Below are 14,640 nucleotides of genomic sequence, written 5' to 3'. Positions count from 1 at the left end.
CCCATGACAACGGCTTCCGCTCCTCCCGCGCCGGCTGAGACCCCGCGGCCACCCGCGCAGGCCCAGCCCCCCGAGCCGCCCGCCACGCCCCCGCTGCGCGTACTGCTGCGCTACGCCCGCCCGCACCGGACGGTGCTGCTCGCCACCCTGCTCCTCGTGCTGGCCGCCAGCGCGGCCGGACTCGTCCAGCCACTGGTGGCCCAGCACGTACTGGACGGACTGAGCGACGGGCGCGGGGTGCTGGGGCCCGTGCTCCTGCTGGCCGCGCTCGTCGTCCTGGGCGCCGGACTCACCGGACTCCAGTCCTGGTGGCAGCAGCGCACCTCGGAACGGGTCGTCCGGCAGATCCGCCGCGACCTGGTGTTCCGGCTGATACGGCTGCGCGTACCCGAACTGGACCGCCGTCCACCCGGCGACCTCATCTCCCGCGTCACCTCCGACAGCGCCCTCGTCCAGAACGCCGCCACCGAAGGGCTGGTGATGGTCTCCAACGGAGTGCTCAGCATCCTCGGCGCGGTGGTCCTGATGGGCGTCGTGCATCTGGGTCTGCTCGGGGTGACCGCCGCCGTGCTGATCGCCGTCGCCCTGGTCATGGTGCTCGTGCTGCCCCGGATCCGGGAGGCCGTCGCCCGCGCCCAGGAGTCGGTCGGCGCGGTGGGCGCCGCGCTCGACCGTACGCTCGGCGCCGCCAGGACCGTGAAGGCCAACGGCGCCGAAGGCCGGGAGACCGAACGCGCGGGAGACGCCATCGAGGGCGCCTACCGCGCGGGACTGGCCGGCGCGCGCTACGTCGCGCTGGTGAAGGTCCTCTCCGGGGTGTCCATCCAGGCGGCGTTCCTCGCGGTGCTCGGCGTCGGAGGGGCGCTGGTCGCCTCCGGCAGCCTCGAAGCCTCCGCGCTGATCGCCTTCCTGCTGTACGTGTTCTATCTGGCCAGCCCCGTCGGCTCCCTGGTCGCCGGGCTGAGCATGCTGCAACAGGGGCTCGGGGCCGTCGGCCGTATCGAGCAGGTCAAGCACATGCCCGTCGAAGACGATGTGGACGACCTCCGCGACCCGCGCGACCCGCTCGCCGCCGTGGCCGCGCCCGGCGCGCCCCCGGTCGAGTTCCGGGACGTACGGTTCTCCTACCCCGGCCGCGCACCCGCCCTGCGCGGTATCTCGTACACCGTCCCCGGCGGCACCCAGACCGCGCTGGTCGGGCTCTCCGGCGCGGGCAAGACCACGATGTTCGCCCTGCTCCAGCGCTTCCACGACCCGGCCGCGGGACAGATCCTGATCGACGGCATCGACATCGCCACCCTGCCCCGGTCGGAGGTGCGCCGGCGCATCGCCTACGTGGAGCAGGAGTCGCCGGTGATGGCCGGCACCATCGGGGACAACCTGCGGTACGCGGCGACCGGCGCCTCGGACGAGGACATCGCGGAGGTCCTGCGGCTCACCCGGCTCGACACCCTGATCGACCGGCTGCCCGACGGACTGCGCACCGAGGTCGGCAACCGCGGCGTCACCCTGTCGGGCGGCGAGCGGCAGCGGCTGGCCATCGCGCGCGCCCTGCTGCGCCGGCCGGAGGTGCTTCTCCTCGACGAGGCCACCGCCCAGCTCGACGCGAGCAACGAACGGGCGCTGCGGGACGCGGTGGACCAGGCGGCCAGGCGCTGCACCGTGATCCTGATCGCGCACCGGCTGTCCACCGTGACCGGCGCCGACCAGATCGTGGTCCTCGAACACGGTCTGGTGCGCGCCGCGGGAACCCACGCGGAGCTGGTCGAGGCCGACGTCCTCTACCGCGAACTCGCGTCCTCCCAGATGCTGGTGAGCGAAGGAAATGAGGACGTCGGCGAATTGGCCGACGTGCCGCGCTGACAAAAGGAAACGGCAGTGGGGGCGTTCCGCCGAATGAAGCGGAACGCCCCCACTTATTTGATCCGCCGGCCGGTCGGCCGGTCGCTCCGTCAGCCGGTGAGGGCGTTCAGAGCGGCCAGATAACCGTCGCGGTGGCCCGCGGCGTTCGGGTGGTAGGACTCGTTAATCTTGTCCCATTCCAGACTGGTGACCCAGGGGGAACCGGACGAGCAGAGCGTGTGCGGGTCGAATACCGGTCGCGCGTCGAGGTATTCGAAACCGGCGGCCGCCGCACGGCTGGACATGACCGAGGCGAGAGTGTCGGCCGCGGAGTTCATCGCGGCACGCTCGGTGTCGCTCAGGCCCAGCACTCCGCAGGAACCCCCGATGGTGTAGAGCCGGGGATATCCGACGACGATGACTCTCGCGTTGGGGGCGGCGGCGCGCACCGCCCCGTAGGTCTGCGTGAGCGCGGGGGACAGGACCGACTGCGCCGCCTGCTTGGCCAGCTCGACCCCGTTGACGCAGTCCCGGTCGTCGATGGTGAGGATGCAGTTCGTCAGTACATCGACGAAGCCGACGTCATTGCCGCCGACCTGCAGCGTCACCAGGGTGGTGTCCGCGGTGAGCTGCGGTATCTGGGAATTGATCACATCGGTCGTGGTCGCACCCGAACACGACGCCTCGACGAATGCCACCGAGCTGTGCTGAGCCGCCCACAGCCGTGGGTAGGTCAGCGGGCCCCGGCGGCACGCGTCGTTGGGGTCGTCGTAGGTACGGGTGCCGGGAGCGACCGCGTACGAGTCACCCAGCGCCACGTACTTACCGTCGGCCGCGTGGGCCGAGGGTGCGATCGTGACCGCCGCGACGATTGCCAGAAGTGCGGCGAACAGTGCCTTTGTTGAACGCATGGAGATGCTTCTCCAGGAGTGGGGGGACAAGGACCCCACTTGGATAGCAGCTCACGGGGATGATTGACGATGGATTCAATGAAAAACTGATGACGATTCAGACGCCAGATGGATCGCTGTGGCCACCAGGCCGCGTTCCGTGATCCAACGGCCCTGGAATTCACCGATATGACGGCCATTCACGATGGGGCCCGGTACCAGAAGCCTTGCCTGAAAGGTCCGTTCAACCGGATCGATGTCGATTTCCGCCTCGGAGAAGTCGAGTTCACGTCCGGTGAGCGGATACCACACCTTGAAAACGCTCTCCTTGGCGCTGAAAATCAACCGGTCATAGCTGACCCCGGGGTGACGCACGGTCAGCGACGCGATACGCGTCCGCTCGGCCGGCAGCGCGATGACGTCCAGCACCCCCTCGGGCAGTGGCGCGTCGGGCTCCGCGTCGATGCCGAGCGCCGCCGTCCCCTCGGACCTGGCCACGACCGCGGCGCGGTAGCCGTCGCAGTGCGTCATGCTCCCGACGATGCCGTCCGGCCACTGCGGCGCCCCGCGCCGGTTGGGCAGCAGCGGTACGGGCCGCTGACCGAGACGGCGCATCGCGCGCCTGGCCAGGAACCGTACGGTGGTGAACTCCCGCTGCCGCTTCGGGACCGCGTTCGCCACCAGCGCCTTCTCCTGCGGGAACAGCTCTTCGCCCGGCTCGTGCCCGTCGTCGTAGGCCGCCTCGACGGCGACCGAGGCGGGCAGCACCTCCCCGATCACCGGGCGGCCTGTCCGGCCGGCTCGGGCAGGATCTGGCGCAACGGCTCCCGGGGCGGGCGTTTGCGCCACTCGCGCGGATAGCCGATCGAGACCTCCTCGAAGCGCACCCCGTCGTGCCAGGTGACCCGGGGGATGTGCAGATGGCCGTAGACCACGGCGGCGGCACGGAAGCGCACATGCCAGTCGGCGGTCAGTTCCGTACCGCACCACTGCGCGAACTCCGGGTAGTACAGAATGCGGGTGGGGTCACGGACCAGCGGGAAGTGATTGATCAGCACCGTACGCAGGGACGGATCGACGGCCGACAGCCGGCGCTCGGTCTCCTCGACCCGCGACCAGCACCAGGCGTCCCGGCCCGCGAACGGGTCGGCGTGCAGGAAGTACTCGTCGGAGCAGACCACGCCCGCCTCATGCGCCAGCCGCAGCGACTCCTCCGTCGTGGTGGCGCCCGGCGCCCGGAACGAGTAGTCGTAGAGCACGAACAGCGGAGCGATCGCCACCGGCCCGCCGGCGCCCCGCCAGACGGGATAGGGGTCCTCCGGGGTGGCGATGCCCAGCCCCCGGCACAGCTCCACCAGATGGAGATAGCGCTTCTCGCCCCGCAGATCGCAGGGATCCTGCGGATGGGTCCACAGCTCGTGATTGCCCGGAGCCCAGATCACCTTGGCGAACCGCTCGCTGAGCAGCCGCAGCGCCCACTCGATATCGGCGTACTTCTCGGCGACATCTCCCGCGACGATCAGCCAGTCGTCGTCCGAGGCCGGGCGCAGTTCCTCGACCAACGCGCGGTTCTCGTCGTACACGACATGCAGATCGCTGACGGCCAGGAGTTTTCCGTCGGGCACAATACCGTCCTTATCGGTCGGGCTCGAACGCCGGTGGTCGGACCGGGTGCGCTGACCCTTCGAGGTTACGCGGAAGCGGGCGGCGGTGCCTCAGCCACCGGTAACCAGCCGCTCGTCGTCGGCGGCCGGCCGGGGCGAGCCGGGGGAGCGGGCGGCGTGCAGCCGCGCGTATGCGCCCTGCTCACGGATCAGTTCGTCGTGCGTACCGCGCTCCACGATCCGTCCCGACTCCATGACCACGATCACATCGGCGTCGCGGATGGTGGACAGCCGGTGCGCGATGACGAAGCTGGTCCTGCCCGCGCGCAGGGTGTTCATCGCACGCTGGATCAGTACTTCCGTCCGGGTGTCGACGGAGCTCGTCGCCTCGTCGAGCACCAGCACGGCGGGCCGGGCGAGAAACGCCCTGGCGACCGTGATCAGCTGCTTCTCGCCCGCGCTCACTCCGGCCGACTCGTCGTCCAGCACGGTGTCGTAGCCGTCGGGCAGCGTACGGATGAAGCGGTCCGCGCAGGTGGCGCGCGCCGCGGCGACGATCTCCTCACGGCCGGCGCCGGCGTTGCCGTACGCGATGTTCTCGGCGATCGTGCCGCCGAACAGCCAGGTGTCCTGGAGCACCAGGCCGAACTGCGCGCGGAGATCGTCGCGGGTCATCGTCGCGATGTCCGTGCCGTCGAGCAGGATCCGGCCCTCGTCCACCTCGTAGAAGCGCATGAGGAGATTGCCCAGTGTGGTCTTGCCCGCCCCGGTCGGGCCGACGATCGCGACCGTACTGCCGGGTGCCACGGTCAGGGAGAGATCCTCGATGAGCGGTGTCTCGGGGGAGTAGCGGAAGCTCACCCGGTCGAACTCCACCCGTCCCGTGACCCGTTCGGGCCGGACCGGGCGGACCGGGTCGGGGCCCTGTTCCTCCGCGTCGAGCAGGGTGAAGACCCGAGCGGCGGAGGCGATCCCGGACTGAAGACGGCCGGCCACACTGGCGACCTGCACGATCGGCTGGCTGAACTGCCGGGAGTACAGGATGAACGCCTGGACGTCCCCGAGCGTCAGCGCACCGCTCACCACCTTCCACGCGCCCACCACCGCCACCACCACATAGCCGAGGTTGGCGATGAACATCATGGCGGGTTCGATGGTGCCCGAGGCGAACTGGGCCTTGGCGCCCGCCCGGAACAACGCGTCGTTGTGCGCGTCGAACCGCCGCTCGGCCTGCTCGCGCCTGCCGAAGCCCTTGATCAGCGAGTGGCCTGTATAGACCTCCTCGACCTGCGCGTTCATCGAGCCGGTGGCGGCCCACTGTTCGGTGAACCGGGGCTGGGCGCGCTTGCTTATCCACGCGGCGAGCACCCCCGACACCGGCACGCTCGCCAGCATGATCAGCGCCAGGGACGGCGAGATCACCAGCATCAGGACGAGCATGGTGATGATGGAGAAGACCGAGGTGATCAGCTCGGCGAGGGTCTGCTGAAGGGTCTGCTGGAGGTTGTCGACATCGTTGGTCGTACGGCTCAGCACCTCGCCCGCCGGATTGCGGTCGAAGTAGCGCAGCGGCAGCCGTCCGAGCTTCTCCTCCGCCCTCTCCCGCAGATCGAAGACCACCCGCTGGACGACGGCCGCGACCAGCCTGCCCTGCGCCAGCATGAACAGTGATGCCGCGACATACAGCACGAGCAGGAGCAGCAGCACCCGCCCGACCGCGCCGAAGTCGACACCTTCGGTGGTGCCCCCCGGTGCGGGGGCGCCCAGACCGTCCACGATCAGGTCCGTGGCCCTGCCGAGCAGCAGCGGGCCGAACGCGTTGAGCGTGATCCCGCCGATGCCCACCAGAAGGGCGACGGCGATCCGTGGGCGGTGCGGCCGGAGCAGTCCGAGGAGCCGGCGGCCGGGCCCCCGGGTTTCAGTGGGGCCGGGGCCGGCCGACGAGACCATGGACGGTCTCCTCCTCGGTGAGCTGGGAGAGGGCGATCTCGCGGTAGGTGGCGCTGTCGTGCAGGAGTTCGTCATGGGTGCCGGTGGCGACGACGCGTCCGCCGTCGAGGACGACGATGCGGTCGGCGTACCGCACGGTGGCGACCCGCTGGGCGACGGTGATCACGGTCGACCCCGCGATCTCCGGCGCCATCGCGGTGCGCAGCGCGGCGTCCGTGGCGTAGTCGAGCGCGGAGAAGCAGTCGTCGAAGAGATAGACGGCGGGGCGGCGCAGCAGGGTGCGCGCGATGGCGAGCCGCTGGCGCTGGCCGCCCGAGACGTTCGTACCGCCCTGGGAGATCTCGGCGTCCAGCCCGTCGGGCATGCGCGCGACGAACTCGTCGGCCTGGGCGATCCGCAGGGCGTGCCACAGCTCGTCGTCGGTGGCGTCCGGGTTCCCGAAGCGGAGGTTGGTCGCGACGGTCCCGGAGAACAGATACGGCTTCTGCGGTACGAAGCCCACGGCCCCGCTGAGGACGTCCGGGTCCAGCCGCCGTACGTCGACGCCGTTGACCCGTACCGAACCCTCGGTGGCGTCGAACAGCCGCAGGACGAGATTGAGCAGCGTCGTCTTGCCGCTGCCGGTGGAGCCGAGGATCGCCACGCTCTCCCCGGGCCCCGCGGCCAGGTCGATCCCCTGGAGCACCGGCTTCTCGGCGCCCGGGTAGCGGAACTCCGCCCCGCGCAGCTCCAGCCGGCCGACGGCGTCCGGCGCGGCTGCCACCGGCTCGGACGGCGGGGTGACGCTCGTCGGCGTCGCCAGGATCTCCTGGATGCGCCCGGCGGAGACCTTCGCACGCGGCACCGACAGGAAGACGAACGCGACCATCACGACCGACATGAGGATCAGTGAGAGATAGCTGAGGAAGGCGCTGAGCGCGCCGATCCGCATCGCCCCGCTGTCGATCCGGTAGGCACCGGCCCAGAGGACGGCGACCATGAACCCGTTCATGAGCAGCAGCACCAGGGGCAGCATCGACGCGATGAGCCGGCCGACCCGCCGCGAGACCTCGAACAGCTCGGTGCTCGTCCGGGCGAACCGCTCGCGCTCGTAGCCGTCCCGTACGAAGGAGCGCACCACGCGTACGCCGGTGATCTGCTCGCGCAGCAGCCGGCCGAGCCGGTCGAGATACGTCTGCATCCGCTCGTAGAACGCGCCCATCCGGACCAGCAGCAGCCCGAACGCGACGGCGACGACCACCACGAGGACCACCAGGATCAGCGCCAGCGGTACGTCCTGCTGAAGCGCGAGCACGATGCTTCCCAGACACATCAGGGGCGCGGCCACCACGATGCCGAAGCCCGACTGCGTCAGCGTCTGCACCTGCTGTACATCGTTGACCGTCCGGGTCAGCAGCGACGGCGTACCGAAGCGGCCCACCTCACGGGCGGAGAAGTCCAGCACCCGGCGGAAGACGACGGCGCGGATGTCGCGTCCCATCGCCATCGCCGTACGGGAGGCCAGGGACACCGCGCCGGTCGCCGCGGCCACCTGGACCAGGGCCAGGGCGACCATGACCGCCCCGAGCCGCGAGATGTAGCCGCTGTCCCGGGCGACGACCCCGTTGTCGATCAGGGCGGCGCCGAGCGTCGGCAGCAGCAGCGTGCCGAGGATCTGGATCAGTTGGAGGAGGACCAGCAGGGCGGCGGCTCGCCGGTACGGGCGCACATGGGCACGCAGAAGTCCGAACAGCACGGAAAGACGCTCCGGTTGACAGAGCCGGCCCGAACGCCGACGCACACAGTGCACCGCATCGCGGGCCCGAAAATTACTAGTGTTCTGCCTCTCCACGCCTTCCCCGCTCCCCTCCGACTCGGGAATTCCCTAGTAAGCACGGGATTTCTTGACACCGTGGTCGGAGGCTTGCGAGCGTGCCGATGTCTATCGTCCGGACAGAAGCGTATTCGATGCAAGGTCGTCGACCGAGCTCTGCGTTTGGGCGGTCTCTCCGTGGTCGAGAAGGGGTTGGTATGACCAAGCGTGCGCTGATCACCGGAATTACCGGGCAGGACGGTTCCTATCTGGCCGAGCATCTCCTGTCACAGGGCTACCAGGTTTGGGGATTGATCCGAGGACAGGCCAACCCGCGAAAGTCCCGGGTCAGCCGGCTCGTCTCCGAACTCTCGTTCGTGGACGGCGACCTGATGGACCAGGGCAGTCTGGTCTCCGCCGTCGACACCGTGCAGCCGGACGAGGTGTACAACCTCGGCGCGATCTCGTTCGTGCCGATGTCCTGGCAGCAGGCCGAACTCGTCACCGAGGTCAACGGCATGGGCGTGCTCCGCGTCCTGGAGGCCATCCGGATGGTGAGCGGCCTGAACAGCTCGCGCACCGCGGGAGACGGCCAGATCCGCTTCTACCAGGCGTCGTCCTCGGAGATGTTCGGCAAGGCCGCCGAGACTCCGCAGCGTGAGACGACGCTGTTCCACCCGCGCAGCCCCTACGGCGCCGCCAAGGCGTACGGGCACTTCATCACCCGCAACTACCGTGAGTCCTTCGGGATGTACGCCGTGTCCGGGATGCTCTTCAACCACGAATCCCCGCGCCGCGGCTCGGAGTTCGTGACCCGGAAGATCTCTCTCGCCGTCGCCCGGATCAAGCTCGGACTCCAGGACAAGCTGCACCTCGGAAACCTCGACGCGGTACGTGACTGGGGCTTCGCCGGCGACTATGTGCGCGCCATGCACCTCATGCTCCAGCCCGACGAGCCGGACGACTACGTGGTGGGCAGCGGCACCATGCACTCGGTACGGGACGCGGTGCGCATCGCCTTCGAACACGTGGGCCTGGACTGGCAGGACTACGTCGTCATCGACCCCGAGCTGGTCCGCCCCGCCGAGGTGGAGGTCCTCTGCGCGGACAGCGAGCACGCCCGTACGAAGCTGGGCTGGAAGCCCAGCGTCGACTTCCCCGAACTGATGCACATGATGGTCGACGCCGACCTGAATCAGGTCTCCCGGGAACACGAATACGGGGATCTTCTGCTGGCCTCCAACTGGTAGCGGAACGAAGGCCGCGGAGGACTAGGGAATTCCCGTAGCGGTCCGTACGACACTCGCCACATGGCTTCCCGCGGAACGGCTGCGAAGCCATGTGGCTTTCTCTTTATCGCATTGCACGGCGAACGCGAGATGCCCCGCGTGATTCATGTTCGGCCGTCGGCTGTCGAGATGGGTTGAGTTGAGATGGACAACGAACAGAAGCTCCGGGACTACCTCAAGCTTGCGACCGCCGATCTCCGACGGACGCGGCAGCGGGTCAATGAACTGGAGACGGCTGCCCAGGAGCCGATCGCCATCATCGGAATGACCTGCCGCTACCCCGGCGGTGTCAGCAGCCCGGAAGACCTCTGGCGGCTGGTCGAGGCCGGTGAGAACGGCATCACGCCGTTCCCCACCGACCGTGGCTGGGACGCCGAGGCGCTCGCCTCGTCCAGCACCTCGTCCGGCGGATTCCTGCACGACGCCCCCGACTTCGACGCCGACTTCTTCGGCATCTCGCCGCGCGAGGCCGTGGCGATGGACCCGCAGCAGCGTGTCGCGCTGGAGTCCGCCTGGGAGGCGTTCGAACGCGCGGGCATCGACCCGACCTCGGTCAAGGGCAGCCAGACCGGGGTCTTCATGGGCGCGATGGCCCAGGACTACCGGGTCGGCCCCGCCGACGGTGCCGAGGGGTTCCAGCTCACCGGCAACACCGGCAGCGTCCTGTCCGGACGCATCTCGTACACCTTCGGCACGGTCGGCCCCGCGGTCACCGTGGACACCGCCTGCTCCTCCTCGCTGGTGGCCGTCCATCTCGCCACCCAGGCGCTGCGCACCGGGGAGTGCACCCTCGCGCTGGCCGGCGGCGTCACCGTCATGTCGAGCCCCGGCACCTTCATCGAGATGGGCCGTCAGGGCGGCCTCTCCGCCGACGGCCGCTGCCGCTCCTTCGGGGACACCGCCGACGGCACCGGCTGGGCCGAGGGCGTCGGCATCCTCGTCCTGGAACGGCTCTCCGACGCCCGCCGCAACGGCCACGAGATCCTCGCCGTGGTGCGCGGCACCGCCGTCAACCAGGACGGCGCGTCGAACGGACTGACGGCCCCCAACGGCCCCTCCCAGCAGGAAGTCATCCAGCAGGCCCTGATCAACTCCCGGCTCTCCGCCGCCGAGATCGACGCCGTCGAGGCGCACGGCACCGGCACCACGCTCGGTGACCCGGTCGAGGCCCAGGCCCTGCTCGCCACCTACGGCCAGGGCCGCGACGAGAACCGGCCGCTGCTGCTGGGCTCCGTCAAATCGAACATCAGCCACACCCAGGCCGCCGCCGGTGTCGCCGGTGTCATCAAGATGGTCATGGCGATGCGCCATGGAGTGCTGCCGCGGACCCTGCTGGCCGACGAGCCCTCGTCCCATGTCGACTGGTCGGGTGGCGCGGTCCGGATCCTCGACCGGAACGCCCCCTGGCCCGGGACCGGCGCGCCCCGGCGCGCGGGCGTCTCCTCGTTCGGTATCAGCGGCACCAACGCGCACACCATCATCGAGCAGGCCCCGGCCGCGCCCGGTCCCGAAGGTGACGCCGACGCTGCCGGCGCCCCCTCGGACGGCGCCGGCGTCGAGCCGGGCACCGTACCGCTGCTGGTCTCCGGACGGACCCGGGAGGCGCTGCGCGCCCAGGCCGCCGGACTGCTGGCCGCGCTGGAGGCAGACCCGGCCGCGACCGTACTCGACACTGCCTACTCACTGGCCACCACTCGCGCCGGTTTCGAGCACCGTGCCGTGCTCATGGCCGCCGACCGCGACGGCGCGCTCACCGCGCTGACGGCGCTGGCCGGGGACGAGGAGACGGCCGGCCAGGTGCGGGGAGCCGTCCAGGGCGCCGTCCAGGGCGATGGGAAGCTGGCGTTCCTCTTCACCGGCCAGGGCTCCCAGCGTCTCGGCGCGGGCCGGGAACTCCACGCCAGATTCCCGGTGTTCGCCCGGGAGCTGGACGCCGCCTTCGCCGCGTTCGACCCGCTGCTCGGCCGGCCGCTGCGTGACGTGCTCTGGGGCGACGACCCCGACGCGCTGCACCGCACCGAGTACGCGCAGCCCGCGCTGTTCGCCGTCGAGGTCGCGCTGTACCGCCTGGTCGAGTCCTGGGGCGTCAAGCCCGACTACCTGACCGGCCACTCGATCGGCGAGATCACCGCCGCCCATGCCGCCGGAGTGCTGTCGCTGACCGACGCGGCCGTCCTCGTCGCCGCCCGCGGCCGGCTGATGCAGGCGCTGCCCGAGGGCGGCGCGATGATCGCCGTACAGGCCACCGAGGACGAGGTCACCCCGTTGCTGGCCGGCCACGAGGACGCGGTGTCGGTCGCCGCCGTCAACGGGCCCTCCGCGCTTGTCCTCGCCGGTGAGGAGAGCGCGGTCACCGCGATCGCCGCCCGTCTGGCGGACGAGGGGCGCAAGACCAAGCGGCTGACGGTCTCGCACGCCTTCCACTCGCCGCTCATGGAACCCATGCTCGACGAGTTCCGCGCCGTGGTGGCCGGCCTGTCGCTCCAGGCCCCGCTGCTGCCGTTCGTCTCCAACCTCACCGGTGAGCCCGCCACGGTCGCGCAGGTCACCTCCGCCGACTACTGGGTGGACCATGTCCGCCGGGCCGTACGGTTCGCCGACGGCGTCGGCTGGCTCGCCGGCCACGGCGTCACCACGTTCCTCGAACTCGGCCCCGACAGCGTCCTGTCCGCGATGGCCGAGGAGTGCCTCGACGCGACGGACACCGGGGGCCACGCCGCGCTGCCCGCGCTGCGGGCCGGCCGCCCCGAGACCGACACCCTCACCACCGCGCTGGCCGGACTGTACGTACGCGGTGTCACCGTCCGCTGGGCGGAGTACTTCGCGGGCACCGGCGCGCACCGTCACGACCTGCCGACCTACGCCTTCCAGCGCCGCAGGTACTGGCCCAGGGGAGGCGCCCAGAACCAGTCGGCCGACCTGCGGGCCGCCGGGCTCGGCGCGGCCCACCACCCGCTGCTCTCCGCCGCCGTGTCCCTCGCCGACTCCGAGGGCGTGCTCCTCACCGGCCGGCTCTCGCTCCAGTCCCACCCCTGGCTCGCCGACCACGCGGTGCGCGGCACCACGCTGCTGCCCGGCACCGCCTTCCTCGAACTCGCCCTCCGCGCGGGCGACGAGGTCGGCTGCGACCTGGTCGAGGAACTGACCCTGGCCGCGCCGCTGATCCTCCCGGAGCGGGGCGGTATCCAGGTCCAGCTGTGGATCGGCAACCCCGACGACTCCGGCCGCCGCACCGTCAACGTCTACTCGCGCCCCGAGGGAAGCGACGAGACGGCCTGGACGCGGCACGCCACCGGCGCACTGGCCGTCGGCGAGCGTGCCGGGGAGCGGGGCGCCGGGTTCGACGCCGCGGTGTGGCCCCCCGCCGGGGCCGAGCCCGTCGCCGTCGAGGGCGTCTACGACCGGCTGGCCGACGACGGCTTCGCCTACGGTCCGGTCTTCCAGGGCCTGCGGGCCGCCTGGCGGCGCGACGACGACGTGTACGCCGAGGTCGTGCTGCCCGAGGGCGGCGCGGCCGACGCGGACGCGTTCGGTCTGCACCCCGCGCTGCTGGACGCGGCGCTGCACGCGGCGTCCTTCGTCGAACTCGGCGCGGACAGCCGCGGCGGGCTGCCCTTCTCGTGGGAGGGCGTGTCGCTGCACGCGACCGGTGCCTCCGCGCTGCGCGTACGGCTCTCCCCGGCCGCCGAGGACGCGGTCTCGATCGCCGTCGCCGACACCTCGGGCGAACCGGTCGTCTCCGTCGAGTCGCTGGTGCTGCGCGCGGTCGCGGAGCGGCAGCTGGGCGGCGCCGCCACGGCCGCCCGCGACGCGCTGTTCGGCCTGGACTGGGTCCCCGTACGGCAGGGCGCGAACGCCCCCGGATCCGTTGCCCTGGTGGGCCCCGACACGTTCGGACTCGCCGCGGTCGAGGCCCTGGCGGACACGGTCGGGGTCCATCCGGATCTGGCGGCGCTGGCCGCGGGCGAGGAGCCGGTGCCGGCGGTCGTACTGGTGACGGTCGGCGGTACGGCCGACGCGGACGCGGCGCGCTCCGCCCACGCGCTGACCGCCGAGGTCCTGGCGTCGGCGCGGGCCTGGCTCGCGGAGGAGCGGTTCGCCGGATCACGGCTGGTGTTCGTGACGCGCGGCGCGGTGGGCGGCGCCGATACGGCGTCGGCCGCGGCGTGGGGCCTGGTGCGCTCCGCGCAGTCGGAGAACCCCGGCAGCTTCGGACTGATCGACCTGGACCCGGCGGCGCCCGTCGCGCTCCCGCTCGGGGCACTGGACACGGACGAGCCGCAACTGATCGTGCGGGACGGTGAGATCAGGACCGGACGGCTGGTGCGCAGGGCGCTCGGCGAGATCGGGGCCGGGACGGTCTGGGACACCGAGGGCAGCGTGCTGATCACCGGTGGTACGGGCGGTCTGGGCGCGGTCATGGCACGGCATCTGGTGGCGGAGCACGGCGCGCGCCGGCTGCTGCTGGTGAGCCGCCGCGGCCCGGACGCCGAGGGCGCCGGAGCGCTGACGGACGAGCTGACGGAGCTGGGCGCCGAGGTCACGGTCGAGGCGTGCGACGCCGCCGACCGCGACGCGCTGGCCGGGCTGCTGGCCCGCCACACCGTCTCCGCCGTGATCCATACGGCGGGTGTGCTGGACGACGGCCTGATCGGTTCGCTCACTCCGGAACGGCTGGACACGGTCCTGCGTCCCAAGGCGGACGCGGCCTGGAACCTGCACGAACTGACACGCGGTCAGGACTTGGCCGCCTTCGTGGTCTTCTCCTCGGTCGCCGGAGTCATCGGCAGCGCGGGACAGGGCAACTACGCGGCCGGGAACGCCTTCCTGGACGCGCTGATGGAGCGCCGCAGGTCCGAGGGCCTGCCGGGCGTGTCCCTCGCCTGGGGCCCCTGGGACCGTACCGGCGGTATGACGGGCTCCCTGGCGGAGGCCGAGGCGGAACGGCACGCACGCTCCGGGGTGCCCGCGCTCCCTGTCGAGCAGGGCGTGGCGCTGTTCGACGCGGCGCTGACCACCGGCGAGGCCGCCGTCGTACCCGTACGCCTGGATCTGCCGGTGCTCCGCGCCCAGGGTGACGTACCGCCGCTGCTGCGGTCGTTGATCCGCACCCGTGTCCGCCGCGCGTCGTCCGTCGCGGGGGCGGGTACGGCCGGCGGCCTCGTCCAGCGGCTGACCAGGCTGGAGGCGACCGAGCGTGCCGAGCTGCTGCTCGATCTCGTACGCGGACAGGTCGCCCTCGTCCTGGGGCACGCGGGTGGCGCGGACATCGA

The 14,640-nt window shown here is 71.2% G+C and carries 8 protein-coding genes (1 of these 8 cut by a window edge); 3 read left to right on the top strand and 5 right to left on the bottom strand.

Translation table 11 applies throughout. From position 1 onward, the window contains the following. Positions 1–3 precede the first annotated feature (3 nt). Positions 4–1,863, top strand: coding sequence for an ABC transporter ATP-binding protein (locus CU044_RS06645; RefSeq protein WP_129767507.1), 1,860 nt, complete (start codon positions 4–6; stop codon positions 1,861–1,863). An 89-nt stretch (positions 1,864–1,952) separates the two neighbouring features. Here CU044_RS06645 and CU044_RS06640 read toward each other — a convergent pair whose 3' ends face one another. From CU044_RS06640 to CU044_RS06620, 5 genes are all read right to left on the bottom strand, one after another. Beyond that, positions 1,953–2,753, bottom strand: coding sequence for an SGNH/GDSL hydrolase family protein (locus CU044_RS06640; protein ID WP_129767506.1), 801 nt, complete (start codon positions 2,751–2,753; stop codon positions 1,953–1,955). Positions 2,754–2,828: 75 nt separating this feature from the next. After that, the gene (locus tag CU044_RS06635; RefSeq protein ID WP_129767505.1) at positions 2,829–3,512 is read right to left on the bottom strand and encodes a 4'-phosphopantetheinyl transferase superfamily protein; all 684 of its coding nucleotides are present in this window, start codon (positions 3,510–3,512) and stop codon (positions 2,829–2,831) included. After that, positions 3,509–4,357 (bottom strand): metallophosphoesterase, encoded by an 849-nt coding sequence (locus CU044_RS06630; RefSeq protein WP_129767504.1) that lies wholly within the window; start codon positions 4,355–4,357, stop codon positions 3,509–3,511. Before CU044_RS06630 ends, CU044_RS06635 begins: the two co-directional genes overlap by 4 nt. A gap of 90 nt (positions 4,358–4,447) precedes the next feature. Beyond that, on the bottom strand, positions 4,448–6,286 hold the full coding sequence (locus CU044_RS06625; RefSeq protein ID WP_205124053.1) for an ABC transporter ATP-binding protein: 1,839 nt from the start codon (positions 6,284–6,286) through the stop codon (positions 4,448–4,450). Continuing rightward, complete coding sequence (locus tag CU044_RS06620; RefSeq protein ID WP_129767502.1) at positions 6,255–8,021, bottom strand: ABC transporter ATP-binding protein; 1,767 nt, start codon at positions 8,019–8,021, stop codon at positions 6,255–6,257. The genes CU044_RS06625 and CU044_RS06620 overlap by 32 nt, the downstream gene beginning before the upstream one ends. Before the next feature lie 275 nt (positions 8,022–8,296). Between CU044_RS06620 and CU044_RS06615 the strand changes: the two genes are divergently transcribed. Beyond that, positions 8,297–9,328, top strand: a complete 1,032-nt coding sequence (locus CU044_RS06615) for a GDP-mannose 4,6-dehydratase (RefSeq protein WP_129767501.1) — start codon at positions 8,297–8,299, stop codon at positions 9,326–9,328. 183 nt (positions 9,329–9,511) lie between these two features. Then, positions 9,512–14,640: the beginning of a type I polyketide synthase gene (locus CU044_RS06610; RefSeq protein ID WP_129767500.1), read on the top strand. 23,506 nt of this gene lie beyond the right edge of the window; the window shows 5,129 of its 28,635 coding nt (coding positions 1–5,129); its start codon is at positions 9,512–9,514; its stop codon lies beyond the right edge, outside the window.

The organism is Streptomyces sp. L-9-10 (genome assembly GCF_004151105.1).
Classification (GTDB): Bacteria; Actinomycetota; Actinomycetes; order Streptomycetales; family Streptomycetaceae; genus Streptomyces.
The sequence above is the reverse complement of the archived record's forward strand: the minus strand, read 5'-3'. Positions and strand labels throughout refer to the sequence as shown.